This window comes from Pseudovibrio sp. W74 (assembly GCF_001623085.1).
Classification (GTDB): Bacteria; Pseudomonadota; Alphaproteobacteria; order Rhizobiales; family Stappiaceae; genus Pseudovibrio.
The window spans coordinates 1-23,961 of sequence record NZ_LMCJ01000017.1; the positions used below are offsets into that span (position 1 = coordinate 1).

The window sequence follows — 23,961 nt, forward strand, 5'->3', positions numbered from 1 at the left end:
AGACGTAACGCACCTTTCAGTGGTCCGGTGAACCGAACTTCAAACGTGACCGCATGGTTTGAGGGGAAGGGCCCAGGACTATAGGGTATCACGCGGTGACAGGTGCAGATGTACCGGCAGTAAGACCTGCTTTTGCAGATGTGTTTGTCAAAGACGGAGGAACTGTTTGGGCATGGAAACGTGTCTGGATAAGCCACTTTCTTTCCGGGAAACCGGCTATCGTGCCTTATAGGCAAAAGAGGCGATGTTGTTCATTTAAAGAAAGCCCGGGCAAGGCGTGTAGCTGATGCCGAAGAAACATTTTTAAATAAGTAGCGCAGGTATTGCCTGCCGCCTTGCTCATCCCGATTATCGGGAACTCTGGTTCAACACTGCATGGGATGTCATGTGGTGCTGTTGGTGTTTGTGGTGTCCGTCCATATTGCCTTGTCTGTTAAAAAATTGAGGCAACCAGTTTTACGGATCTTATATTGAAGTACTGGAGGCTGTGATCCAAAATCCAGAGCGAAAACGCGCTCCATGCGAGTAAGCTTGCTGTCATTAACCCTCGACGAACTAGTGGGTTTGGGTAGCTATAGATGATTGCGCCAGCTGATGCGGGCAAGAACGTTACTAGGGCAAAAGCTGCAAATACGGCGCCGAGTGTTGAGACGAAGGCAGATGTGACATCGTGATATAAGAAACCGTCGACACCTGTGGTGAATGCCAATAGAGGGCCCAAGGGGTTAGCACAGGTTAGTAACAAGCTGAAAATGTAATAAAAAATGGCCTGTGGTCGGGTCAATTTCGGCACATCCTTCAGGAACATCATAATCAAACCCCAAAGGATGGTGATGAGGCAAAGTATTGGAAATATAGCCCAAGCGATGTGGAAATATGTATCTGGGACTGCAAAGATACCGCTTTGTCCGCCTGACAAGTATGTCATCAAGGCGAAGAGCAATAATTGGCTTACTGCTACGATCATCAGGAGTCTGGGTGACATTGCTCGATTTACAACGAGGATCGTCGAGAGTAACGGCCAGCTAAGGACGTTAAAGCCCAAGTGCGCGCAATTTACCGTGAGGAAGTTATATCCGTTAAAGGAGAATATGTAGAAGTATTCGAGCAAAGCCTGATCCGCAGATTGTACAACAGGCTCTCCCTAGCGAAGTCTAAGAGTTTTTGAAACAGCTTTTGTTCTATTTCTTCAAGCGTTGTATTCGATGATGCGGCCTTCGCCGATGAGGCGGGGGGCTTTTTCGGTGGTGGTGTAGCTGATGGCGCCTTCCTCGGGTTCTACGCGGCGGCGGTCGCGCAGGTGGGCGGCGTTTTCTTTGATGCCGATGAGGTGGGCGAGGAAAGCGGAGTTGCAGCGGAAGACGTTGATGCGCTTTGGCAGTTCATAGAACTGGGCGTCTTTTTCGTGCTGGGTTTGCGTGGTGGCGACATCCTCAGAAACTTGCAATTCCTTGCCTGGTTTCCCGTAGGTGTTCCGTCTTGAGACAGTCTCAGCATTTTGCTCTGTGATTTTGGCGTGACGGCGAGAGCCGATATCGCGATAGCGACGATCAGCGTCTGTTCCAGTGTTAATCGCTTTTCCAGTGCGGGTGACACGCATGACTTAACTCCCCCGACTGTCTCAAAATGAGACTGATGCCGTTTCCTGGGATTCACATCGCAAGGCGCGTGCCAAAGTTTAAGTTTTTATTAGGATTTTAATTAGTTGAGTGCAGCGAGATTGCTGAGAGAATGGGAAAGGTAAGCTGGTACAGAAGGTTAGAGCTTATCGATCTGATCTTCAGGACCGCTGACGAGCAGGGTTACGCCGTCCTCTGTGAAGGTGCGTTCGATGATTTCCAGCTGTAGCAGAATGACCTGGCGTTCCAGTTCGGCACTGCTGGAGAAGCTGGCAGAGACACTGCGGGTTTTGATGCGCAGCCATGGCACAAGCTCAGCTTCCCGAATGGCGAGATTTGCGGCGCCGGAGTAGGCCCGTGCCAGACCGCCGGTGCCCAGTTTTGTGCCGCCGAAGTAACGGACGATGATGACGCCCACATCCACAAGGTCTGCACCAATGAGCGTTTTGAGTGTGGGCATGCCGGAGGTGCCAGCGGGTTCGCCATCGTCTTTGCCGCCTTCATCGATGCGTCCCTCGGGGAGCATTCTGCGGAAAGCGGTGACGTGGTGGTTGGCTTTTTTGTGCTCGTCGCGAAGGTCCGCCAGCCGCTGAGCAAAGTCTACATGGGGTACCAGAAAGGCAAGAAAGCGTGACTTCTTTTCTTCCAGTATCGCGTTGTATTCCTGCTCAACGGTGAAGAGGGGCATCAGCTTATGCTCCTACCGGTTCTTTGCTTTTGAAGTGCTTGGAGAGCTTCAGAGCCTGACCCTGATAGTTGGAGCCAATGCCTTCGCCGTAAAGGGTTTCTGGCACTTCCTCCATGTGCTCGTAGACAAGGCGGCCAACCGTCTGGCCGTGTTCTACGATGAAGGGAACGTCGTGAGAGCGGACTTCTAGAACGGCTCTGGAGCCTGTGCCACCAACGGTGGAGTGACCGAAGCCGGGGTCGAAGAAGCCTGCGTAGTGGACGCGGAATTCGCCGACGAGTGGATCGAATGGCACCATCTCAGCGGCGTATTGTGGCGGGACGTGGACGGCTTCCTGCGAGACCAGAATGTAGAACTCGTTCGGGTCGAGGATGAGCGTTGCATCTCCGCGATTGTACAGCGGCTCCCAGAAGTCTTCCGGGTCCTGTGCGTCTTTGCGATCGACGTCGATCACACCTGTATGGCGCTTGGCGCGGTAGCCGATGAGGCTGTCTTTGCCAGAGCCTTTCAGGTCGATGGACACCTGTACGCCGTTGTTGATGGCGTCTTCGTCCTTGCCGCCAGACACCAGTGTGTGCTGGTTGTGCACTTTGGTCAGGTCTTCATCATTGATGAGGGTTTCACCATCGCGGAAGCGGATTTGGGACAGGCGAGAGCCTTCGCGGACCAGCACAGGGAAGGTCTTTGGAGAGATCTCAGCGTAGAGCGGGCCTTTGTAGCCAGCTTCAACACGGTCAAATGCGCGGCCTTGGTCTGTGATGACGCGGGTGAACACATCGATGCGGCCCGTGGAGCTTTTCGGGTTGGCTGTGGCGGATTGCTCAGCCGGGAGGTTCAGCGCTTCCTGAAGGCGGACGATGTAAACACAGTTGGTTTCCAGCACGGCGCCCTTGGAGAGGTCGATCTCGTGCAGGATGAGCTTTTCCAGCTTGTCTTCCACTTTAGCGTCAGGGCCGGGCAGAAAGGAGGCACGGACACGCCATGCTTTTACGCCAAGGCGCAGGTCAAGGCTGGCAGGTTGAATCTGGTCCTCGTCGGGCACTCTGTCTGCTTTAATTGCACCGCTGGCAAACATAGCTTCAATCGCTTTTGCCGGAAGAATGCCTGTCATTGTTGGTTCCGCCCACTCGTGCTTAAATCGTTCTGACACTGATTAACGTAAGTTTGATCTCTCGCCAAGTCTGCATGCTATGTTGATTGATTGACCCTAGTGTATTTTCGAGGTAAAAACGCTGCCTATTCCGTGGTGATTTGGTCGACCGGCTTGCAACCACGTAAAACAAGTAGCTAAAGGGTCGGGTTCTTGTATAGACCTCGGCCCGCGCCGGGGTTTTTTAATGAAGGGATAGAGCGATATCTCTTCGGGCAGGAATGAGCGATGACAGACGCAAAGAACTGGAAGCCAGCAACTCGGCTTGTTCATGGAGGCACAACGCGCTCCAGCTTTGGTGAAACATCCGAAGCTATCTTCCTTACACAAGGGTATGTTTACGACAGCTCAGAAGCGGCAGAAGCACGCTTTTTGGGCGAGAATCCGGGCTATATTTATTCCCGGTACGCAAACCCGACCGTAGGAATGTTCGAGCGACGAATGTGCGAACTGGAAGGCGCTGAGGCCGCACGCGGCACGGCTTCTGGTATGGCGGCTGTTAACTCTGCGATTATGGCCTGCGTTAAAGCTGGCGATCACGTGATTGCACCAAAGGCACTGTTCGGTTCCTGCCGATACATCATCGAAAAGCTGCTGCCACGTTATGGTGTGGAGTCCACGCTGATTGATGGCACTGACATTGAGCAATGGAAAGCAGCTGTTCGTCCGAACACCACAGCGGCATTCCTTGAAAGCCCAACCAACCCGACGCTTGAAGTGATCGATATTCCAGCTGTTGCGGATATTATTCACGAAGCTGGTGGACGGCTTATTGTAGACAACGTGTTTGCGACTGCTATCTGGCAGAGCCCGCTGGCCTTGGGCGCTGATGTGGTGATCTACTCCGCGACCAAGCATATTGACGGGCAGGGCCGATGTCTGGGCGGTATCGTGCTTTCCGATGAAAAGTGGATTGTGGAAGAGTTCCATGACCCGTTCAAGCATACCGGACCTGCGATGAGCCCGTTCAACGCCTGGGTTCTGCTGAAAGGTCTGGAGACATTGTCTCTGCGTGTTGAGCGTCAGACTGCGAATGCAGGCAAGCTGGCAGAGTTCCTTGCGGATCATTCTGCAGTGTCTCGCCTGATTTACCCGGGCCGCGCTGATCACCCACAGGCGGATATCGTGGCCAAGCAGATGCAGGGTGGGTCTACCATGCTGGCGTTTGATTTGGCGGGTGGTAAGGAAGCGGCCTTCAAGTTCTCCAATGCGTTGGAGATTGTCAGCCTTTCCAACAACCTTGGTGATGCGAAGAGCCTGATTACCCATCCGGCGACGACTACGCACCAGAGTGTTGCAGAAGATGCGCGTCTGGAGCTGGGCATTACAGACAAGACGCTTCGTCTTTCTGTTGGTCTGGAAGATGCAGATGACCTGCTGGAAGATGTTGCTAAGGCATTGGCCGCGCTTTAAGCGTGTTGCACATTATGACTGGCGTGAGGGCATCCAACCGGGTGCCCTTTATGCATTAAAGCGCAATGCTGCGGACTTGTTGTTAGCTGTTGCTGGTTGCCACAACTACATCTCGCCGTGCTCCGGACAAGGTGATGATGAAACCTGCAATGACATCCAGAAACGTGATGGTCATGAGCAGAAGGAAGAGCGGGGTGGCGGCTTCTTGCACCGAGAGAAACTCAATCAGGTAGGCCACGAGGATCAACAGAGACAAGCTGTGATCTACCAGTGAGAGTGTGCTGGTTCTGGTGGCTTTGATGATCTCAACGAAGAGCAGGACCAAAGTGCCTGCAAGCAGAAGGGTGGCGACATCCAGAGGAACGAGCAGTCCGGATGGCAGTGGGATCTGGAATACAATGGCAGCCCACGGGGTGACGTTGTAGCCTTGATCAAGCACCGGCTCTAGATCTTCAAACCACCTAAATGCCACAGCGTTGTAGAGCAAGAACGGAATGAGCGTGAGTGGAATAGTCCTCATGTGGTTGTCCCCGGAAGAGCTGGAAGCGGTATCCTATCGGAAAAGATTAACATTAATGCTGGGGGTCTGTGATGCCCTGAAACCGGGAGGGGTAACGCTTCGAGTGGTTTAATGCCTAGGGCTTTCATTTTAAGTGGAGTTCTAGGGAATACGACGCGTGCGATTGTGAATAGTGAGGGGGCGTCGCACACGTTCTGTCATGCGACGTTCTATGTGAGAGAGCTCATTATAGTTATTGACAGTGATGCCCTTCCAATATTTGACGATGGGAAGGCCTATGCGAAGTTGAAAAGCACCAATGGGATAGTTGATGTCGCTGTGATAGCGGATCTGTCCAACAAATGTGGTCTTCAATCCAGGTACGCCAAGCCAGCCTGCACGGGATATTTCAAACCGTCCCTGTGCTCCGCTTATCTCTTCAATGTTGTTGGCGGTTCTATAAAAGCCTCCTGCATAGATGCGGAGGCCGAACCCCAGATCCTCTGTTCCGGGGAGGTCGTAGCCAATCTCTCCTGAAAGGTTGAGGAGAGGAATGCTTTCGCGTTGGTCTGTGCTGCCCGGCTCCGGTTCCAGAATACGGACTTTGCTTGTCGGGAATTGTGCGTTGAAGCGAGCTTCATAGTTATTTGCCAGAAACTCGATGCCCGTGGTGACTGCAGTTGCGGGGCCGCGTTCGTAATCTTCCTTGTAGTTCATGAAGATGTAGGTGCTGCCAATCAAGTTTGGCCGTACAAAGTGACGGAGGCCACCGCCAGCACTTATGAGATATACAGCATCAGAGGAGTTGCCGGAGCGGACATCAGCGAAGAACATGCCATGACTGTCCTGAAAGACTGGCGTGATGACTTCGGCGGCTCCAGATGTGTTATTGCGATCTGTCTCAAACAGGCCGATGAGGCGGGGTTGGTATTTGCCTTGCGGATTGAAAGTGAAGTGATCGTCTAAATCAAAGAGAGGTTGGGCCTGGCTGGCAGAGGTATTCAGCGCCACAAGGCAGAGCAGAATACGCAACAAAGTTTGCAAAAACGGGCCCATTTGCTCTCTTGGTGCTGACGAGAATGCGACGTTTACCAGCAGTATTGGAGGTTACTTACGTTTCTGATAGTCCCGCCATCCAGTGGGCTATCCTTGCCAAGCTGAGAGGAACTGAAGATCTTCACAGCCAGCAAACTGGGTGCATCGCTCCAGTTCAGCTTCCAATCGTTGTTGGCGGCCTTTGCCCATGCGAATGCCAGCTTCGGGCCAGAAGCGTTTTACGGCCAAAGCATTGGAGGCTTTGTCACGCTTCATATCAATGCGGCCAATCAACTTGTCCCCCTCCATGACAGGGAAGACATAATAGCCGTATTGCCGTTTTGGTTCAGGGACGAAGATTTCGATGCGGTAATTGAAGTCAAAAAGGAACTCAGCACGCTTGCGGTCTCTTAATGCCGGGTCGAATGGACTGAGGATGCGGATCCGTTGGGAAGGGGCTTCGAGGGATCTCAGTTCATCTTCAATTGTTGGGCGTGCGAGACATAATTTGGGCTTCGTGCCGCTGGCAGGTTGAATCTCAACAGGGATTAGTTCCTGACGCTTCTGGGCTTGCTCACACCATGCTTTGACATCGGCAAGGTCTAGTTTGTCCCAATAGGCTGCAATTTCGCTGGGCGTAGCGAAGCCGAGGCGGTCGATTGCGGAGTTGCAAGCCCACTCTATGGTTTCTGCATGGCTGGGTTTAGCGGAGCGGTGATCCTCAGGGATGACGCGTTCTGTCAGGTCATAGAGTTTTTGAAAGTTTTCACGCCGAGAGACGGAGATTTGTCCGGTCCGCCAGAGATATTCAAGCGCTGTTTTGGATGGGTTCCACTCCCACCACCCGCCTTTGCTGCGCTTCTCATCCTTGCCGACATCTGAGGTGCCAGCGGGGCCGTTTTCTTCGATGTGCCGTAGAATGAGGTTGAGTTTTTCCTGATACTCCGCACCGCGCCAGACCTTCCAGCGGGATTGCAAGCTTTCTGCGCTTTTTTGGAAGCGGTAGTGCCAATAAGGGAAGAACTCGGTTGGAATGATTGAGGCATCATGCGTCCAGTGCTCAAAGAGGCTTCTGTCATTCTCCAGCAGTTTCTTGAGATGTTTGGGGCGGTAACTTTGGCGGCGTGACCACAAGATCATGTGGTGCGCACGCTCTACTGTGTTGATGCTATCAACCTGCACAAAGCCAATGCGGTGAATGAGATTGAGGAGGTCTTCTCCTTTCGAGGAGCCTGTTGGTGCTTCAAGAAGGGCGTGTTTCTGCAGAAACAAGCGGCGCGCAGCGGCGTTATCAACTTTTAAAACTAACTGCGCTTCCATAGTCATCAAAGTCTCCTGCTTGGTCAGACGTGCCTAGGCTAGGAGAGGCAGCGCCTTGCCGCAAGCAGTCCGCAGCAGATAGTTGTGGGTTTGTTCCCATTATGTTCTCTAAATGGAGGTTGCATTGGACTTTGCAGAAAAACAGCGGGGTGTGTTTCAGCGGATGATTGTTGGAGCGTTGGTGACCGCGATTGTGCTTTTGTTTGGTGCGCTTCTCAATCCGTTTGGATTTGCCGCGGACTGGAATGCCTCTGAGCGACTTTGGGTGGCAGCGGTTTCATTGTTATCACCTGCCTTGCTGCTGATGATTTCCATAGGTCGTCTGGCAATGCGCAGGTTTTATCATGCTGATGACATTGATGGAGGAGGGCTAACCCACGGCAGTGAGAAAGCCAAGATGTTGCAGAGTATTTTGCAAAATACACTTGAGCAGGGGGTGTTGGCAGGGTTCATCTACATTGCCTGGGCTGCGGTTATGCCCGGCAGCACGATGTCGGTGCCGCTGTTGGCAGCACTACTGTTTGCGCTCGGGCGTATCCTGTTTTTTGCCAGCTATGAGAAGGGGGCACCATGGCGTGGAACCGGCTTTGCGCTGACTTTCTACCCGAGCATTTTAATGCTGGTGGTTGTGCTGATAACGTTGATGGCCGGGTTGTAGCGCTCACGCTGGCATATAGCGAGCGACTACAAGATGTCCGAGCACAGGACTTTCGTGCTCTTGTCGGAGTGTGGTCTGCGTGAAGTCGATGGTTGCAAAGTCGAATTGCTCCAAGAGATTGCGGAGATAATCTTCTGTATGCTTGAAGCGGCAGCTGTCGCTCATCGTGTAGGGCTGGGTATTGGGTGCAGGCTCCATCACAGCTTCAGCGGAGAACAGGAACACGCCATTCTTTTCGATGTTGCCGGCAACACCTTCGAAGAGATCTTCCAGTGAACCAAAGTACGGCAAGAGTTCTGATGCGAGTATCAAATCCCATTTCTGAGGATGATCCTGATCGAGAAACTCGTTGATTTCACATTGCTGGAGATCGTTGTAGATCTTCTTGTCTCTCGCCAGATTGAGCATTTGCTCGGAAATGTCGACGCCAGTTTTATAAGGGATCTGATCTTCAAAAAGTTCGGCAGCTAAGCCAGTGCCACAACCTAGATCTAAAAGACGTTTAAAGGGGCCAAGATTGAGAGTGTTGATCTTTTCGTGGATCTTGGTTGGTAGGCTGTATTGGAGGATCTCTAGTAGCTTGATATCGAAAAGCTTTGCTTTCTGGTCAAACAGAGCGGAAACATACTCAGCTGGCATACTGTCCAGCTTTTCTGAGTTCGCTTTTGCTCTTGGCAGATCGATGGTTTCCTCTGAATTTTCAGAGCACCCTTGCCCAAGAAGGTTCAGCAAGTGATCGGCAGCTCCGTTGAACTCTCCGGTCTCTTTGAGCTCGAGTACATGATCATAGATCATGAAATGTCGGAGGAAATCTGCAACGGGATTGGTTTCTTGTTCTTTTTTGTCATTCGTCATCGCTGTGTAGTATCCTCGTCTTTGAATACTGACATGATTGAGCCATGAAAAAATTAATGAACAGTAAGCCTCTTTTGGTTGATCGTTTTTAGGTAAGCAACGGAAAGTAGCTGTATTTTTGTTGCTAGGTATTTCTCAAAATAAAACCCGCAGTGTTTCCACTGCGGGCTTAATAACTAATTTAAAGCTTAGGAGCTTTTACCCTTTCAGGCGTCTGATAGCTCTTTTGCTTTTGTCATCTGGTTCCGCTTTGCCAGCGTGCGCAGACGCAGAGCGTTGAGGCGGATGAAGCCTGCAGCGTCTTTCTGGTCGTAAGCGCCGTGGTCGTCTTCGAAGGTCACCAGCTCTTCTGAGTAGAGAGAGTAAGGGGACGCACGACCAACAACGATAACGTTGCCTTTGTAGAGCTTCAGTTTAACCGTACCAGTCACGAACTCCTGAGACTTGTCGATCATCGCCTGCAGCATCTCACGGTCTGGGGAGAACCAGAAGCCGTTGTAGATGAGCTTTGCGTAGCGTGGCATCAACTCGTCTTTGAGGTGAGCAGCGTCACGGTCCAGCGTGATGGATTCCATCGCACGGTGTGCTGACAGGAGGATTGTTCCGCCTGGTGTCTCATAGATGCCGCGGGACTTCATGCCAACGAAACGGTTTTCGACCAGATCGAGGCGGCCAATGCCGTTGTCGCGACCGTAATCGTTCAGCTTGGCAAACAGAGTTGCCGGAGACATGTGTACGCCATTGATGGAGCACGCATCGCCTTTTTCGAAGCCGATTTCGATTTCGGTGACTTCGTCCGGCGCGCTGAGCGGGTCAACGGTGCGCTGGAAGACATACTCTGGTGCTTCTTCATTCGGATCTTCCAGAACTTTACCTTCGGAAGAGGAGTGAAGCATGTTTGCGTCAACGGAGAACGGTGCTTCGCCGCGTTTGTCCTTTGGTACCGGGATCTGATGCTGTTCAGCGAACTCGATCAGGTCAGTACGGGACTTCAGTGTCCAGTCACGCCAAGGTGCGATCACCTTGATGTCTGGGTTCAGTGCGTAGCATGCCAGCTCGAAGCGTACCTGGTCGTTGCCTTTACCGGTTGCGCCGTGCGCAACTGCGTCAGCGCCGGTTTCTTCAGCGATCTCGATGAGACGCTTGGAAATAAGTGGACGGGCGATAGAGGTGCCGAGGAGATAAACGCCTTCGTAAACTGCGTTGGCCCGGAACATTGGGAACACGAAGTCCCGAATGAATTCCTCACGGAGATCATCAATGTAGATTTCTCGAATACCAAGCAGTTCAGCTTTTCGTCGTGCTGGCTCTAACTCTTCGCCCTGACCTAAGTCAGCAGTAAAAGTTACAACTTCACAGCCGTATTCCGCCTGCAACCACTTGAGAATAATCGAGGTGTCGAGCCCGCCAGAATAGGCAAGCACAACCTTTTTGATGTCGCCTTGGGCCATAGATTAGCTTCCAAATGTGTGTTCGGGCGCATAAAGCGCCTATGCTGGGCAATCTACCGAGGAGAGCCAGCAACGCAAGTGGTGATTGAGGATTGAGTGCTGAGTTATTAATCGGGATAGTTGAGCTACTTACAGGTGTTCCTGATAATTGGGTGAGTAGAAGCTGATGCGGGGTTCAGCTATCGGGTATGTAAGGTTTTGATAACGCGAAGATAATGACTGCTATGTTATGCTTTGATGCCATAAAATTTGCACGTCTTGGGTGTGAGCCGTGAGTTGCTAAACTGCATGATCTCTCAACTGTATCTGCGGAAAAACCATAGAGTTTATGCGCAGAAAAATTTTCCAGAGTCCTGCAATTAACCAACAAGTCTCTGTATCTACGAGGATTTCCGGGCAGGTCTTATGCGTCTTTTGTCTAAAATTGCGGGCAGATTTCTTTGAGGTTTGGTCAAGATTATCGAAGCATTTATTGCGCGATTCGATGACTTTGGCTCAAGGATTCCAGTCTGGTGATGCTAGCTCGAAGCCCTCGAAAAGGAAACCTGGAGCAACGGTGCAACCGACTAATGTCCACTCGCCGAGGCTTCGTGCGGACTGCCATGCATGGCGAGGTACGATACCTTGAGGGCGTTGGCCGTTTAATACATCCATGCCGAGGATGATGTCGTTTTGGCTGCCTTCTTCGGAGCTGATGGAAAGGCAGAGCGGGGCGCCGCCGTAGTAGTGCCATGTCTCAATTGCATCGATCCGGTGCCAGTGAGATTTTTGGCCCTTTTTGAGAAGATAATAGATCGCCGTTGAATAGCCACGCCCTTCTGGGCCTTCTGTATCCCGGAAGGTTTCGGTGTAGTAGCCGCCTTCCGGATGCTCTTTCATTTGCAGTTCAGCGATGATTTCTTCAGCGGTTGCTGAGGAGGTGATCTGGTCGAGCGGCATCAGAAGTTGTCCTTGCGGCGGCGTATTTCTGTAAATATATCAACTGGCTCAGCGTTGACCATGTTGAGGTTTTTCTGGACGAGAGGATCTCGGACTCTCAAAAACGGATTGGTTGAAAGCTCGGCTGCCATGGAGGTTGGCAGGGTTGGGCGACCGACTTCACGGAGCGCTTCGATGCGTTTTGCCCGTTCCTGCAATGCTTGATTGTTTGGGTCGATCGTGAGAGCGAACTTGGCGTTGGCCAGCGTGTATTCGTGACCGCAATAGATCCTTGTTTCGGGTGGTAATGTGTTTGCCAGGTGGCTTAGAGAGGCCCACATCATTTCGGGATCTCCTTCGAAAACGCGGCCGCAACCGAGGGCGAAGAGTGTGTCGCCTGTATGAGCAATGCCTGCCTCCTGAAACCACCAGGAGATATGGTCAAGTGTATGGCCCGGAGTACCTATGGCTTTGACTGCAATTGGGCCGACGAGAATGTCATCTCCGTCCTCCACAAAACGGTTCATGCCTGTGATGTGTTGGCGGGAGCGCTCTGGCCCGGTTACTTTTGCGCCTGTCTTCTCAACGAGTTCAGCCATTCCGCCGACATGATCCCAGTGATGGTGTGTGATGAGAATGTCGGTCAGGTTCCATCCGGTCTCTCCCAGAACCTGTAAGTAAGGGGCTGCTTCTGGAACATCAATTGCAACTGTACAGCCACTGTCGGAGTGGTGAACGAGAACGCCGAAATTATCTTTCAGACAAACAAACTGCCGGACTTCAACTTCAATCATCAACCAGCTCCCAAGCATACAGTATATCTTTATGAGATCATGAGAGGACAAGCTGTCAAATTCAACTGCAAACTCACAAAACTCTGGGTGTGGTTGATTTAAGCTTGCAAATCGTCAGCAAGAAGCGTTGCGCCCAGGGCTCTGGCACCCCATGATAAGAGAAGGCAACGCGCGGAGAACCAGTTGTATCTTGATGTTACTCACTTAAAAGAGTTCTACGACCTGCCACTTGGACGGATGCTTCGGGTGTTGGTTGGGAGCCGTGTGAAAATGCTTTGGCCAGAAATGCATGGTCAGAGTTTGCTGGGTATTGGCTATGCCGCTCCTTATCTGAGGCCTTACCTGAAGAAGACCAATCGTGTGTTTGCCGGAATGCCTGCTGCGCAAGGCGTGGTGAAGTGGCCGCGTGAAGTTGAAGTGCCAAACAAAGCCTTCCTGATGGAAGATAGTCAGTTGCCGTTTCCAGATTCCTGCATTGACCGTATCTTACTTGTGCATTCGTTGGAGATGGCAGGGCAGCCTGGAGCGTTGTTGGATGAAGTCTACCGGGTCTTGTCTCCGGGTGGGCGGGTGATTGTGATTGTTCCCAATCGACGTGGTGCGTGGGCACGATCAGAGGTTTCACCGTTTGGGTATGGTCGTCCTTATTCAAGACCGCAGCTCGATAACTTCCTGAGCAATCATCACCTTTCAGTTGTGTCGCGGGAAGAGGCGCTGTTTGTGCCGCCGACGAACTCGAGAATGGTATTAAAGAATGCGCGCAGTTTTGAGCGTTTAGGGGCGGTGGCCTGGTCTGCGTTTGCGGGGTTGCTGGTCACTGAAGCTGAGAAGCAGGTGTACCGTGGTATTCCGATGAAAGCGAGCCACGTGACGCGGGTCTTGCGGCCCGTCTTTCTGCCAAATGGAAAGACGGCTGGTGCGCAGGCGATGAACGGGCACAGTCGCCAGCAAGAAGGAACTTTCGCCAACGAGGGCGAAAGCTGAGTTTTGATTACTTCCGTTCCAGAAGGAAGACGGCCTGATCGCCGATCAGGTTCCAGACCCACCATGGTGCATTGAACCCAATGCGCTGGCCTCTTGCATCCAAAGCTTCTGCCTTAATGACTTTAGCATGGACTTCTTCTGAGAGAGCAACAAAGTCACGGATCGTGCAGAAGTGGATGTTTGGTGTGTCGTACCACTCGTAAGGCAGGTAGTCGGTGACGGGCATTCTGCCTTTGAAGAGCAGCTGCATACGGTTGCGCCAGTGGCCGAAATTCGGGAAGGACACGACGACTTTCTTACCGATGCGAAGCAACTGCTCAAGAACCTGTTTCGGGTCCATTGTCGCCTGAAGCGTATGGCTTAGAATTGCGTAATCGAAAGCATCGTCCGGGTAGGCTGCAAGATCGTTGTCTGCATCGCCTTGCACGACGGAGAGCCCGCGGGCAACAGCTTCATTCACGCCTTTTTGTGAGGTGTCGAAGCCACGGCCATCAACGCCGCGAGTGTCGATCAGCAGTTCCAGAAGTTCGCCAGTGCCGCAACCGATGTCCAGAACGCGTGAGCCGGATGCTACAAAATCGCAGAGAATTCGGTGATCGCCGCGTACATTACTCAAATCATGTTTTGTCATAATGAATCTGCTTTCTGATGAAGCTTACTGCTCAGTGTTACGGTCAATCACCATTTCCCGGTGCGGGAATACCTCTGGCTTTTGCTGCTCCTGTCAGGAAGCCACGCATTGTTTTGAACAGTTCAGGTTCATCAAGAAGGAATGCATCGTGTCCGCGTGAGCTCTCGATTTCAACAAAGGAGACGTTTGCTCCAGCTGCGTTGAGGGCTCGTACAATGTCTTTGCTTTCCGAAGTTGGGAAAAGCCAGTCCGTTGTGAACGACATGACGCAGAAACGGGTTGTGCTATGTAAGAATGCGTTTGCAAGCTTGCCGCCATGTGCTGCTGCGAGATCAAAGTAATCCATCGCGCGGGTTACATAGAGATAAGAGTTTGCGTCGAAGCGATCGACGAAAGTCATGCCCTGATGGCGCAGATAGCTTTCGATCTGGAAGTCTGCATCGAAGCCGAATGTGATGGCTGAGCGGTCTTGCAGGTTGCGGCCAAACTTGCTGTGCAGGCTTTCATCAGACATGTAGGTGATGTGGGCTGCCATGCGGGCAACTGACAGGCCCTTCATAGGGCGCTTGCCTTCTTTGGCATATTGTCCGTGGCACCAGTCTGGATCCGCCATGACAGCCTGACGGCCTACCTCATGGAAGGCAATGTTCTGGCTGGAGTGGCGTGGACCTGCAGCGATTGGGACAGCTGCAAATACCTTTTCTGGATAGGCAGATGCCCATTGCAGCACTTGCATGCCGCCCATGGAGCCGCCGACAACTGCGAAAAGAGTTTCGATACCGAGCGCTTCAACCAATTTTGCCTGGGAGCGCACCATATCGCCGATTGTGACGACAGGCAGATCGAGCCCGTAAACCTCATTGGTTTCCGGATTGGTACATGCAGGACCAGTGGTGCCGAGGCAGCCGCCGAGCACGTTTGCACAGATGACGAAGTACTTGTCGGTGTCTACTGGCTGACCAGGACCAACCATCATGGACCACCAGCCGGGCTTGCCGGTTACGGGGTTCTCAGAGGCAACGTATTGATCGCCGGTGAGAGCGTGGCACACAAGAATGGCGTTGGTCTTGTCTTCATTCAGCTCGCCATAGGTCTCATAAGCAATCTGCCAAGGCGCGAGTTCTGTACCTTCATCAAGCCGGAGAGGATTGTCTGAACCAAATCGCATGAGCTTGCTGGCAGGCATATCCATCTGTGCCGCTGCAACACTGGCTTGTGTTGAGGGTGAGATATTCGGAGTCTTCTCCGGTTTTGCGCTGGCAGTCTCAGTCATGTTTTCTTCCGCGGTGTTGTGAAGGCGAATTGGGTGTTCCTCTAAAGGATTGCAAGAGAGTTTTTGCTAGGTGCCAATTGGCAGTGTGTCAACGTTTTCTTTTGCTTTCACCGTCGTTGTTTCCTATGAATTTACATAGGTTCTGTTCAATAATTCGAGTGGGTTAGTGCAATGTCTGGGTCTTCATCAGTTTCGGATTCAAAAATGAGCTTGTCTCAAGTCCGCGATAAACTAGATGAAGTTGATGATAAATTGCATGCCTTGCTTATGGAGCGTGCTGACCTGATTGAGCATATTGTTGCGGCAAAAGCTGAACAAGGTTCTTTGCATGCTGTTTTTAGGCCCTCTCGTGAAGCAGATATTATGCGGCGGTTGGTTGAGAACCATCGCGGTGTTCTGCCTATTATGTCATTGGAACATATTTGGCGTGAGATAATCTCTTCGCTCACAAATGCCCAGACAACTTATCGTGTACATCTTGACGGAAGTGCAGATCGACTCGCAATGAGTGAGCTGACACGCTTCTATTTTGGTTACGCCATTGAACAGCAACGCGAGATAGACCCCTCTGCTGTGCTTGCAGCGGTTGATTATTCACAGGTCGATCTTGGTGTGATCGGGCTTGAAGAACGTGCAGAAACGCCTTGGTGGCGCGGTATGGGTGCCCGGGATGATGGCACCAATGGTCCTTCGATTATTGCAAGGCTTCCGTTTTTGGTTGTTCAGGACAGGCCTGCTGATCTGCCTGCTGTTGTGGTTGCGGCTCAAACTGCTGAAACTGAGAAGCCGGATATTTGTGTTTACGATGTGCGCTGGACGGGAGCTATACCGAGCTCATTGATGCACAAAGGTATAGAAGTGTTGAGTTTTTATCGCAGTTTTGAAGGCGTAGATGCGCTATTAGCTGTTCCGGGGAATATATCCGAGCAGGAGCTGGCGACTTTCTTTGAAGCTGCTGAGGCGACGCCGGATAAACTTAGATATGTCGGTGGATACCCCGCGCCGCTTGACCTAGATGATGAATTTGATAGTGAAGCAGACGCAGTTGGTTAAATTGCGTGTTTTTTGAATAAAGGAATGAGTTGATGGAAGAGCAGGTAGTACGCCCTGTCCCTCGTGCTGGTGTGTTGGCAATTGATCCGTATGTACCCGGTAAGGCGAAGGCAAATGGTGGCCATAAACTACATAAGCTCTCTTCCAATGAATCTCCTTTAGGTGCGAGCCCAAAAGCGCTTGAAGCTTACCGCACCATTTCCGAGCTTCAGTTTTACCCTGATGGAAGCGCTGGCGAACTTCGCACAGCAATTGGTGAAGTGTACGGCCTGAACCCGGATCACGTCATTTGTGGCTGTGGCTCTGACGAAGTGCTGAGCCTGCTGGCCTATGCCTATCTGGGTGAAGGCGATGAGGCTATTTATACCACGCACGGCTTCCTTGTTTATAAGATTGCGATCCACGCAGCTGGTGCGACACCTGTTGTTGCCCCAGAAAAAGACCTGAAAACGGATGTGGATGCCATTCTGGAACGTGTGACCGAGAAAACCAAAATGGTTTTTGTGGCCAATCCGAACAACCCGACCGGCACTTATATTCCGTTTGACGAAGTTAAGCGTTTGCACGCCGGGTTGCCGAAGACCTGTATTCTGGTTCTCGATGCGGCCTATGCTGAGTATGTGCGCCGGAATGATTATCAGTCCGGTATTGAGCTTGTTGCGAATTCCGAAAACGTTGTTATGACACGGACGTTCTCCAAGGCTTATGGTCTGCCAGCGCTGCGTGTTGGCTGGGCGTATGGTCCTGAGCATATCATTGATGCGCTAGGCCGTATTCGCGGGCCGTTTAACATGAATGCTGCTGCGATTGCAGCTGGCGCTGCTGCTGTGCGTGATCAGGCGTTTATTGAGCAGGCAGTTAGCCACAATAACGAATGGTTGCCGTGGGTAGTTAACGAACTGACCAAACTAGGTCTTGACGTAACGCCAAGTGTCGGCAATTTCATTCTGATCCATTTCCCTGAGGAACAGGGGAAGCGGGCTGTCGATGCGGATGCCTTCCTGCTGGAACGCGGGTGTGTGCTGAGGCAGGTGAAAGCCTATGGATTTGACAATGCCTTGCGCATGTCAATCGGTAGTGAGGAAGCCAACAGAGATGTTGTTGCTGCTCTCTCTGAATTTCTGAAGTAGTTCTAATAGAAGGTCTCCATGTCTGAACCCTTGTTTAGCCGGGTCGCACTGATTGGTATCGGTCTGATCGGCTCATCTCTTTCGCATATCATGCGCCGCGAAAAGCTGGCGGGTGAAATTGTTATATCCACACGCTCAGAAGTTACTCTGAAGCGTGCGGAAGAGTTGAAACTTGGGGACCGATATTATCTGGACGCAGCAGAAGCCGTAAAAGGGGCAGACCTTGTAATCGTTTGTGTGCCGGTTGGTGCATGTGGAGCCGTGGCAAAAACCATTGGCCCTCATTTAGCTGAGGGTGCGATTGTGACTGATGTGGGGTCTGTGAAGGCCTCCGTTATTTCGGCAATGAAGCCGCATATGCCGGACGGCGTGCATTTTATTGCAGGCCATCCGGTTGCTGGTACTGAGTATTCCGGTCCTGATGCTGGTTTTGCCTCTCTCTTTGAGAACCGCTGGTGCATTCTTACGCCAGACAGCGACAGTGATGCGGGTGCTACCGCGCGTCTGACAGCCTTCTGGGAGGCCTGTGGCTCTCATGTGGACACCATGGATGCTGAGCACCACGATCTGGTGCTGGCTGTTGTGTCTCATCTTCCGCATATCATCGCCTACAACATTGTTGGTACGGCTGATGATCTGGAGACTGTGACCAAGTCAGAAGTGATCAAGTACTCTGCTTCCGGTTTCCGTGACTTCACACGTCTGGCGTCTTCTGACCCGACCATGTGGCGCGATGTGTGCCTGAACAACAAAGAAGCCATTCTTGAGATGCTGTCTCGCTTTTCTGAGGATCTGTCTGCCTTGCAGCGTGCGATCCGGTGGAGTGATGGCGATACCTTGTTCAAGCTGTTTGCGCGGACCAAAGATATTCGCCATCAGCTTGTTGAAGCAGGTCAGGAATCTGCGGCGCCGAACTTTGGTCGTGAGAACGAAAAAGGCGAGCCGGCTGAATAAGATCTTGCTGGTTTTGAAAGAGTTTAGCCCGGGTCAGATTGGTTCTGATCCGGGTTTTCTATTGAAGGTGTAACCAAGACTGGTCAACTTATCAGTTGGGCAAGCGGTGTTGGTTTACCGAGGTTTCAAGAGTGATTTTGATGTGGCCTCAACGCTGAATACTCTGTGCGTGAATAGAGCGCTTTCAGGAGTTTTTGGATGATGAAGCTGAGTGGATTGGCAGCAGTTGTTGCAGCCGGGTTTGCTGTTGCGAGTTTTGCTGCGATGGCTTCTAAAGAAGATCAGGTGCCTGCTGGGCCGACTGCCGTTGCCATTATGAAAGACGTTGATGGCAAGCAGGTTGGCCGTGTGGTGTTGACTGAGACTTTGAGCCAGACGCTCCATATTACTGCGGCCTTTGATGGCTTGCCTGCTGGTGTGCATGGGTTCCATGTTCATGAAACCGGCCTTTGTGAGCCAACTTTCTCGGCTGCAGGCGGGCATTTCGCACTTGAAGGGCATGAGCACGGGATTGAAGTTCCTGACGGTCCGCATGCAGGCGATCTTCCAAATCTTCATGTTCCCGAGAATGGAAAGATTGTCGTCGAGTATTTCTCCGAAATCTTAGACCTGGCTCCCGATGACAAGGACAGCCTCATTGGTGGTCCGGGCAGGGCGTTGATTGTTCATGCTGATCCGGACGATTATCATAGTCAACCGACTGGTGATGCCGGAGGGCGGATTGCTTGTGGTGTGATTGTACCGATTAAGCAAAATGCAGATAGTTTCCAGAGCTACCCTGAAGAGCCAGCAAGCGATACCAAGTAGATTTAGCACCGCATGGTTTTCCATGCAGTGTTGAAGCTGAAACTTCCCGTTTAGACGGGTGGAGCAAGGCGAACAGGCTTTGCCTGCGCTACTTGTTAGGTATGTTTCTTCGGCATTGGCTGTTCGCCTCGCCCGGGCTTTTTCTCATGAACACGCGGGCTCCCTCTCGGACAGACGCGACTGGCACGTTTTCGTATCACAGACACGTTCCCGTACCATTGGCAGTTTCCTGCCACCACCGGACGCCCTCCGGAACGACCCCAAACTCCCTACTACCACTGTGGTCTCAATAGGGTATGGCGCTTCACCGGACCTCCCGACACGATACGTTACTTCATGCCGGTAGCCCAACCCCGCCCACGCCGCAGGATGGACGGTCCACCCCGGCCCGAATGCGTGGGCACAGGACTTAGCCTAGGGCAAGTGCTGGTGAGGGGGATAAGTTTTTGGGCGTCACTTTGCTGCTGAGGTCTCTGTTTCACTGGTTGAAAGGTGTTCTTATGCCGGGGTTTGATGACATATACAGGAGTGTGTTACCGTTAAGGTAACTTGCCCGTGGGTGTGGGGTACACTTCGGGTTTTGAGTTCGGTTTGGGAGGGCCATCTCAATGGAGTTTTTTGACCCTATATCGTATGCGGTGCCGTTTTTTATCATTCTCATGATTGTAGAAGGTGTGGCTTTAAAGCTGCGTGGGATTGATGGGTATGAAGTCAAAGATACGTTTTTCAGTCTGGCAATGGGGATTGGGAGTCTCATCGCTGGGATCGCACTAGGCACATCTATGTCTTATGCGGCGCACAGCTGGATTTATGGCTATCGTCTTATCGAGACTATTCCTATCAACTGGTGGACCATCCTGATCTGCTTTGTGCTCTATGACTTGGCCTATTACTGGAAACACCGCTTTGGCCACGAGTATCGATGGTTCTGGGCGAGCCATGTCAATCACCATTCTTCTCAGCGGTATAATCTTTCAACGGCACTGCGTCAGACGTGGACGGGGACAATCACGCTGACGTTCATCTTTGGCTTGCCCATAGCGCTTCTCGGCTTTCAACCGGAGATGATCTTCTTCGTTGCAGCCTGGAACTTGCTCTATCAGTTTTGGATTCACACTGAGCTGGTTGATCGTATGGGCCCGTTTGAGTGGATCTTTAACACGCCGAGCCATCATCGCGTCCATCATGCGACGAACCCACGATATCTGGATTCCAACTATGCGGGGACGCTGATTATTTGGGATCGGATGTTCGGGACGTTCAGTCCGGAAGTTGCAGAGGACCCGCCGCGCTACGGTATTGGCAAGAACCTTGAGACCAACAACCTGCTGATTGTGGCGTTTCATGAATGGATTGCGATGGTCAAGGATTTGAAGACCGCAAGATCGCTGAGAGATGTCCTCGGCTATATGTTTCGTACACCGGGATGGACGCCTGATAACTCACGAATGACCACAACGAAGGCCAAAGCGAACTGGAAACGGAAGCAGGCGGTGAAGACAGCCGAACTTGGGACAGTGGAGGAGCAGAAGGTGCAAGAGCCTGCTGAGTAACCGTAACTCTATGTAATCGGTACAAAACCCCGGTGCACACGTGTGTCGGGGTTTTTCTTGTTCACGCGGAGTTGAGGCGGGTGCTGTTGACCTGAGGTCGAAACCAACCATAAATAACGATATCGTTACTTATGGTTGGAGGGAACCATGATTACGGAATCTGGAAATCTATCGGGCACTGGTTCAACAGGTCTTTTGCGCGCGGCTCTTTTGGGCAATGCGATATTCTCTGCCATATGCGGTGTTGTCATGGTGTGGATGCCTTACCGTGTCTCTGCGGCGTTAAACTGGCAGGGCCCCAATCTCTGGCTCTTTGTTGGGCTGGGTTTGCTTGTATTTGCAGGCGCATTGTTGTGGCAAGGAAAACAGGGCAGGCCTTCGGTAGCATGGGGTACATTGTTCAGTCTCGGTGATTACGGGTGGGTCATCGGAACTGTTTTGCTGGGTATGTTTGCGCCAACTGTGATGAGTGGTGATGGTTGGGTGATTGCCTGGGGTGTCTCAGCTGTCGTTGCGTTGTTTGGCAGCCTTCAGCTTTTAGGAATCGCCCGAATGACGAGAAAAAACCTGGATGCCATTGAGGAATGAGTATGAAACAGACCAATCCAGTGCGTACGTCCAAGCGGGGTAATAGCCGCTCAGATATCCTGAAGGCTGCTTTGCTGGAGTTTATCGACCGTGGTGTCGATGGCGTGCGGATGGAGCATGTAGCAGATCGGGCAGGCTATAATAAAGCACTAGTTTATAAGCACTTTGGGTCCAAAGAGCTGCTGTTTGAAGCTGTTTTAACCGCGCAGTTTCAAGAACGGGAGCAGACGCGCTCCAGTATCTCAGGTGATCTTTCTGAGATGCTGATGGGGTGGTCCAAAGCCAACAAAAGTGATGCCGATTTCTTCAAGTTGCTCATGAGGGAGGCGTTGGATTTTGAAGGTGATCGCCCTGTGCATGCCGACCAGAGGAAAGCTTATTATACGCAACAGATTGCTGTGTTGGCTGACTTGCAAAAAGAGGGGCGGTTGCCGACAACATTGGAGCCACACTACCTGTTTCTGGCGTTGCTTGGGACGCTTTCAATTCCGCAGCTTTTGCCGCAAGTGGCAGAGTTGGTTGTTGGTGACGCACCGGGGGATGAAGAGTTTGAACAGGGACTGGTGGTGTTTCTGAAGGCCTTTGGAGAGGTCCTATCGCCCAAATAAAAAGGGAGAGCCGAAGCCCTCCCTCAAATAACTCATCAATTTAAGCAGTCTTAAGACGCTTTGTTTGATGCGCGTTCGGCGCGCTTACGGTCATGCGGGCACAGCAGTGCTTTACGCAGACGGATGGATTCTGGGGTTACTTCCACCAGTTCATCTTCAGCGATGTAAGACAGTGCACCTTCAAGGCTCAGCTTGATCGGGGTGGTCAGCTTAACAGCATCGTCCTTACCGGAAGAACGGATGTTGGTGAGCTGCTTGCCCTTCAGAACGTTCACTTCAAGGTCGTTACCGCGTGTGTGTTCACCAATGATCATGCCCTGGTACACTTTTGTGCCCGGATCAATCATCATTGGGCCACGGTCTTCCAGGTTGAACAATGCGTAAGGAACAGCATCGCCCTGACCGTTGGACAGCAGAACGCCGGTGTTACGACCCATAATTGCGCCTTTGTAAGGTGCATATTCATGGAACACACGGTTGAAGATCGCGGAACCGCGGGTGTCTGACATCAGCTCAGCCTGGTAACCGATAAGGCCACGGGTTGGAGCGTGGAATACCAAACGGGAGCGACCGCCACCGGATGGGCGCATTTCAAGAAGCTCACCTTTGCGTTCGGTGATCTTTTTAACAACAGCCCCCTGGAATTCATCATCAACGTCGATGATAACTTCTTCGATTGGCTCAAGACGCTTACCAGCTTCGTCTTCCTGATAAACAACGCGAGGACGACCTACGCAAAGTTCGAAGCCTTCACGGCGCATGTTTTCGATCAGGATTGCGAGAAGCAATTCACCACGACCGGAAACGATGAAGGAATCTGCTTCTGCAGTTTCTTCGATCTTCAGCGCAACGTTACCTTCAGCTTCCTTCATCAGACGCTCGCGGATAACGCGGGACTGAACTTTGGAGCCTTCCTGACCTGCCAGAGGACCGTCGTTGACGCGGAACATCATGGACAGGGTTGGCGGATCGATTGGCTGTGCCTGAATTGGCTCGCTTACCTGAGGAGCAACGATTGTGTCTGCCACGGTTGCTTTGGTCAGACCAGCGATGGAGACGATGTCGCCTGCTTCGCCTTCTTCAATTGCCTGACGCTCAAGACCACGGAACGCGAGAACCTTGGAGATACGGCCAGTTTCGATCACACTGCCATCACGTGACAGCGCTTTGATCGCCATGTTCGGGGTCGCAACGCCAGATGCGATGCGGCCTGTCAGAATGCGGCCAAGGAACGGATCAGATTCGATTGTTGTTGCGAGGAGACGGAATTCGCCTTCTTCGGATTCTGGCTCTTTTACATGGTCAAGAATCATGTCGAAGAGTGGTGCCATGGATTCTTGTGGGCCGGCAGGCTCAAGAGACATCCATTCTTGCTTGGCGGAACCATATACAACCGGGAAGTCGAGCTGCTCTTCGTTTGCGTCAAGAGCTGCGAACAGGTCGAACACTTCGTCCAGTACTTCGTCAGCGCGCTGCTCTGGCTTGTCGATTTTGTTGATCGCAACGATTGGCTTCAGGCCAAGCTTCAGCGCTTTACCAAGTACGAACTTGGTCTGCGGCATTGGGCCTTCAGCTGCGTCTACGAGCAGTACAACGCCGTCTACCATATGCAGAATGCGCTCTACTTCACCGCCGAAGTCAGCGTGACCTGGTGTGTCAACGATGTTGATGCGTGTGTTGTTCCAGACCAAAGAGGTGTTCTTGGCAAGGATGGTGATGCCGCGTTCACGCTCGATGTCATTGGAGTCCATCATGCGTTCTTCGGTGCGCTGGTTTTCGCGGAAGACGCCGGACTGCTTCAACAAGACGTCAATAAGGGTCGTCTTGCCGTGGTCAACGTGGGCGATGATCGCAATATTGCGAAGTTTCATGGTGGCTCCGTCTGGCCATAGGAAGTCGCGGCGTGTGGGAGGATCATGAGGTGCCCGATCCACGCCATTCCTTCAATCTGGTTTTTCTCTAATGAAAGATGCGCTCTTC

General features: G+C 52.0%; 24 protein-coding genes and 1 riboswitch. Of the genes, 10 read left to right on the forward strand and 14 right to left on the reverse strand.

Annotated elements, in window-relative coordinates:
• Positions 1 to 433 precede the first annotated feature (433 nt).
• The 4 genes from PsW74_RS11260 to PsW74_RS11280 all read right to left on the reverse strand — a co-directional run bounded on the left by PsW74_RS11260 (position 434) and on the right by PsW74_RS11280 (position 3,418).
• A complete protein-coding gene (locus tag PsW74_RS11260) occupies positions 434 to 967 on the reverse strand; it encodes a hypothetical protein (protein ID WP_153040661.1) in 534 nt (177 codons plus the stop codon).
• 222 nt (positions 968 to 1,189) lie between these two features.
• A complete protein-coding gene (locus PsW74_RS11270; RefSeq protein WP_063286133.1) occupies positions 1,190 to 1,600 on the reverse strand; it encodes a hypothetical protein in 411 nt (136 codons plus the stop codon).
• A gap of 158 nt (positions 1,601 to 1,758) precedes the next feature.
• Positions 1,759 to 2,307, reverse strand: coding sequence for a YigZ family protein (locus PsW74_RS11275; protein WP_063286132.1), 549 nt, complete (start codon positions 2,305 to 2,307; stop codon positions 1,759 to 1,761).
• A gap of 4 nt (positions 2,308 to 2,311) precedes the next feature.
• Positions 2,312 to 3,418, reverse strand: coding sequence for a 2'-deoxycytidine 5'-triphosphate deaminase (locus PsW74_RS11280; RefSeq protein WP_063286131.1), 1,107 nt, complete (start codon positions 3,416 to 3,418; stop codon positions 2,312 to 2,314).
• Positions 3,419 to 3,540: 122 nt separating this feature from the next.
• Positions 3,541 to 3,618, forward strand: a riboswitch (SAM riboswitch).
• A gap of 67 nt (positions 3,619 to 3,685) precedes the next feature.
• Between PsW74_RS11280 and PsW74_RS11285 the strand changes: the two genes are divergently transcribed.
• A complete protein-coding gene (locus PsW74_RS11285) occupies positions 3,686 to 4,870 on the forward strand; it encodes an O-succinylhomoserine sulfhydrylase (RefSeq protein WP_057460766.1) in 1,185 nt (394 codons plus the stop codon).
• 82 nt (positions 4,871 to 4,952) lie between these two features.
• Here the strand turns inward: PsW74_RS11285 and PsW74_RS11290 are convergent, their stop codons facing one another.
• From PsW74_RS11290 to PsW74_RS11300, 3 genes are all read right to left on the reverse strand, one after another.
• Complete coding sequence (locus tag PsW74_RS11290; RefSeq protein ID WP_057460765.1) at positions 4,953 to 5,390, reverse strand: hypothetical protein; 438 nt, start codon at positions 5,388 to 5,390, stop codon at positions 4,953 to 4,955.
• A gap of 141 nt (positions 5,391 to 5,531) precedes the next feature.
• A complete protein-coding gene (locus PsW74_RS11295; RefSeq protein WP_208987943.1) occupies positions 5,532 to 6,425 on the reverse strand; it encodes a hypothetical protein in 894 nt (297 codons plus the stop codon).
• An 87-nt stretch (positions 6,426 to 6,512) separates the two neighbouring features.
• A complete protein-coding gene (locus PsW74_RS11300; protein ID WP_063286449.1) occupies positions 6,513 to 7,724 on the reverse strand; it encodes a crosslink repair DNA glycosylase YcaQ family protein in 1,212 nt (403 codons plus the stop codon).
• Positions 7,725 to 7,848: 124 nt separating this feature from the next.
• On the opposite strand from PsW74_RS11300, the gene PsW74_RS11305 reads away from it, so the two are divergent.
• Complete coding sequence (locus tag PsW74_RS11305; protein WP_108818764.1) at positions 7,849 to 8,382, forward strand: MAPEG family protein; 534 nt, start codon at positions 7,849 to 7,851, stop codon at positions 8,380 to 8,382.
• A gap of 3 nt (positions 8,383 to 8,385) precedes the next feature.
• Here PsW74_RS11305 and PsW74_RS11310 read toward each other — a convergent pair whose 3' ends face one another.
• The 4 genes from PsW74_RS11310 to gloB form a co-directional block, all read right to left on the reverse strand.
• The gene (locus tag PsW74_RS11310; protein WP_063286129.1) at positions 8,386 to 9,237 is read right to left on the reverse strand and encodes a methyltransferase domain-containing protein; all 852 of its coding nucleotides are present in this window, start codon (positions 9,235 to 9,237) and stop codon (positions 8,386 to 8,388) included.
• A gap of 206 nt (positions 9,238 to 9,443) precedes the next feature.
• On the reverse strand, positions 9,444 to 10,688 hold the full coding sequence (locus PsW74_RS11315) for an argininosuccinate synthase (protein WP_063286128.1): 1,245 nt from the start codon (positions 10,686 to 10,688) through the stop codon (positions 9,444 to 9,446).
• A gap of 495 nt (positions 10,689 to 11,183) precedes the next feature.
• Positions 11,184 to 11,627: a cupin domain-containing protein gene (locus PsW74_RS11320; protein ID WP_063286127.1), complete on the reverse strand. Its 444-nt coding sequence runs from the start codon at positions 11,625 to 11,627 to the stop codon at positions 11,184 to 11,186.
• Positions 11,627 to 12,400: a hydroxyacylglutathione hydrolase gene (gloB, locus tag PsW74_RS11325; protein WP_063286448.1), complete on the reverse strand. Its 774-nt coding sequence runs from the start codon at positions 12,398 to 12,400 to the stop codon at positions 11,627 to 11,629. Before gloB ends, PsW74_RS11320 begins: the two co-directional genes overlap by 1 nt.
• 183 nt (positions 12,401 to 12,583) lie before the next feature.
• Here gloB and PsW74_RS11330 point away from each other — a divergent pair, with 183 nt between their 5' ends.
• Positions 12,584 to 13,384, forward strand: a complete 801-nt coding sequence (locus PsW74_RS11330) for a class I SAM-dependent methyltransferase (protein WP_057460760.1) — start codon at positions 12,584 to 12,586, stop codon at positions 13,382 to 13,384.
• Positions 13,385 to 13,391: 7 nt separating this feature from the next.
• Here PsW74_RS11330 and metW read toward each other — a convergent pair whose 3' ends face one another.
• Positions 13,392 to 14,015, reverse strand: a complete 624-nt coding sequence (gene metW / locus PsW74_RS11335) for a methionine biosynthesis protein MetW (protein ID WP_063286126.1) — start codon at positions 14,013 to 14,015, stop codon at positions 13,392 to 13,394.
• Positions 14,016 to 14,058: 43 nt separating this feature from the next.
• Positions 14,059 to 15,207 carry a homoserine O-acetyltransferase gene (locus PsW74_RS11340; RefSeq protein WP_063286447.1) on the reverse strand — a complete coding sequence of 383 codons (1,149 nt, stop codon included), beginning with the start codon at positions 15,205 to 15,207 and terminating at the stop codon, positions 14,059 to 14,061.
• A 285-nt stretch (positions 15,208 to 15,492) separates the two neighbouring features.
• Here PsW74_RS11340 and PsW74_RS11345 point away from each other — a divergent pair, with 285 nt between their 5' ends.
• The 7 genes from PsW74_RS11345 (at position 15,493) to PsW74_RS11375 (ending at position 21,981) form a co-directional block, all read left to right on the forward strand.
• Complete coding sequence (locus tag PsW74_RS11345) at positions 15,493 to 16,341, forward strand: chorismate mutase (RefSeq protein WP_063286125.1); 849 nt, start codon at positions 15,493 to 15,495, stop codon at positions 16,339 to 16,341.
• 32 nt (positions 16,342 to 16,373) lie between these two features.
• Positions 16,374 to 17,471, forward strand: coding sequence for a histidinol-phosphate transaminase (hisC, locus tag PsW74_RS11350; protein WP_063286124.1), 1,098 nt, complete (start codon positions 16,374 to 16,376; stop codon positions 17,469 to 17,471).
• An 18-nt stretch (positions 17,472 to 17,489) separates the two neighbouring features.
• Positions 17,490 to 18,425, forward strand: coding sequence for a prephenate/arogenate dehydrogenase family protein (locus PsW74_RS11355; protein ID WP_063286123.1), 936 nt, complete (start codon positions 17,490 to 17,492; stop codon positions 18,423 to 18,425).
• A gap of 198 nt (positions 18,426 to 18,623) precedes the next feature.
• Positions 18,624 to 19,232, forward strand: coding sequence for a superoxide dismutase family protein (locus tag PsW74_RS11360; RefSeq protein WP_208987944.1), 609 nt, complete (start codon positions 18,624 to 18,626; stop codon positions 19,230 to 19,232).
• 608 nt (positions 19,233 to 19,840) lie between these two features.
• Positions 19,841 to 20,785 carry a sterol desaturase family protein gene (locus tag PsW74_RS11365; protein ID WP_063286122.1) on the forward strand — a complete coding sequence of 315 codons (945 nt, stop codon included), beginning with the start codon at positions 19,841 to 19,843 and terminating at the stop codon, positions 20,783 to 20,785.
• A 147-nt stretch (positions 20,786 to 20,932) separates the two neighbouring features.
• A complete protein-coding gene (locus PsW74_RS11370; RefSeq protein WP_063286121.1) occupies positions 20,933 to 21,373 on the forward strand; it encodes a hypothetical protein in 441 nt (146 codons plus the stop codon).
• A 2-nt stretch (positions 21,374 to 21,375) separates the two neighbouring features.
• The gene (locus tag PsW74_RS11375) at positions 21,376 to 21,981 is read left to right on the forward strand and encodes a TetR/AcrR family transcriptional regulator (protein ID WP_063286120.1); all 606 of its coding nucleotides are present in this window, start codon (positions 21,376 to 21,378) and stop codon (positions 21,979 to 21,981) included.
• Positions 21,982 to 22,031: 50 nt separating this feature from the next.
• Here the strand turns inward: PsW74_RS11375 and typA are convergent, their stop codons facing one another.
• A complete protein-coding gene (gene typA, locus PsW74_RS11380; RefSeq protein ID WP_057460772.1) occupies positions 22,032 to 23,852 on the reverse strand; it encodes a translational GTPase TypA in 1,821 nt (606 codons plus the stop codon).
• Positions 23,853 to 23,961 lie beyond the last annotated feature (109 nt).

What these genes read in the sequence shown, in the direction of transcription:
- PsW74_RS11260 (WP_153040661.1), bottom strand. Translation starts at nt 967, where the DNA reads ATGATCGTAGCAGTAAGCCAATTATTGCTCTTCGCCTTGATGACATAC.
- PsW74_RS11270 (WP_063286133.1), bottom strand. Translation starts at nt 1,600, where the DNA reads ATGCGTGTCACCCGCACTGGAAAAGCGATTAACACTGGAACAGACGCT.
- PsW74_RS11275 (WP_063286132.1), bottom strand. Translation starts at nt 2,307, where the DNA reads ATGCCCCTCTTCACCGTTGAGCAGGAATACAACGCGATACTGGAAGAA.
- PsW74_RS11280 (WP_063286131.1), bottom strand. Translation starts at nt 3,418, where the DNA reads ATGACAGGCATTCTTCCGGCAAAAGCGATTGAAGCTATGTTTGCCAGC.
- PsW74_RS11285 (WP_057460766.1), top strand. Translation starts at nt 3,686, where the DNA reads ATGACAGACGCAAAGAACTGGAAGCCAGCAACTCGGCTTGTTCATGGA.
- PsW74_RS11290 (WP_057460765.1), bottom strand. Translation starts at nt 5,390, where the DNA reads ATGAGGACTATTCCACTCACGCTCATTCCGTTCTTGCTCTACAACGCT.
- PsW74_RS11295 (WP_208987943.1), bottom strand. Translation starts at nt 6,425, where the DNA reads ATGGGCCCGTTTTTGCAAACTTTGTTGCGTATTCTGCTCTGCCTTGTG.
- PsW74_RS11300 (WP_063286449.1), bottom strand. Translation starts at nt 7,724, where the DNA reads ATGGAAGCGCAGTTAGTTTTAAAAGTTGATAACGCCGCTGCGCGCCGC.
- PsW74_RS11310 (WP_063286129.1), bottom strand. Translation starts at nt 9,237, where the DNA reads ATGACGAATGACAAAAAAGAACAAGAAACCAATCCCGTTGCAGATTTC.
- PsW74_RS11315 (WP_063286128.1), bottom strand. Translation starts at nt 10,688, where the DNA reads ATGGCCCAAGGCGACATCAAAAAGGTTGTGCTTGCCTATTCTGGCGGG.
- PsW74_RS11320 (WP_063286127.1), bottom strand. Translation starts at nt 11,627, where the DNA reads ATGCCGCTCGACCAGATCACCTCCTCAGCAACCGCTGAAGAAATCATC.
- gloB (WP_063286448.1), bottom strand. Translation starts at nt 12,400, where the DNA reads ATGATTGAAGTTGAAGTCCGGCAGTTTGTTTGTCTGAAAGATAATTTC.
- metW (WP_063286126.1), bottom strand. Translation starts at nt 14,015, where the DNA reads ATGACAAAACATGATTTGAGTAATGTACGCGGCGATCACCGAATTCTC.
- PsW74_RS11340 (WP_063286447.1), bottom strand. Translation starts at nt 15,207, where the DNA reads ATGGATATGCCTGCCAGCAAGCTCATGCGATTTGGTTCAGACAATCCT.
- PsW74_RS11345 (WP_063286125.1), top strand. Translation starts at nt 15,493, where the DNA reads ATGAGCTTGTCTCAAGTCCGCGATAAACTAGATGAAGTTGATGATAAA.
- hisC (WP_063286124.1), top strand. Translation starts at nt 16,374, where the DNA reads ATGGAAGAGCAGGTAGTACGCCCTGTCCCTCGTGCTGGTGTGTTGGCA.
- PsW74_RS11355 (WP_063286123.1), top strand. Translation starts at nt 17,490, where the DNA reads ATGTCTGAACCCTTGTTTAGCCGGGTCGCACTGATTGGTATCGGTCTG.
- PsW74_RS11360 (WP_208987944.1), top strand. Translation starts at nt 18,624, where the DNA reads ATGATGAAGCTGAGTGGATTGGCAGCAGTTGTTGCAGCCGGGTTTGCT.
- PsW74_RS11365 (WP_063286122.1), top strand. Translation starts at nt 19,841, where the DNA reads ATGGAGTTTTTTGACCCTATATCGTATGCGGTGCCGTTTTTTATCATT.
- PsW74_RS11370 (WP_063286121.1), top strand. Translation starts at nt 20,933, where the DNA reads ATGATTACGGAATCTGGAAATCTATCGGGCACTGGTTCAACAGGTCTT.
- PsW74_RS11375 (WP_063286120.1), top strand. Translation starts at nt 21,376, where the DNA reads ATGAAACAGACCAATCCAGTGCGTACGTCCAAGCGGGGTAATAGCCGC.
- typA (WP_057460772.1), bottom strand. Translation starts at nt 23,852, where the DNA reads ATGAAACTTCGCAATATTGCGATCATCGCCCACGTTGACCACGGCAAG.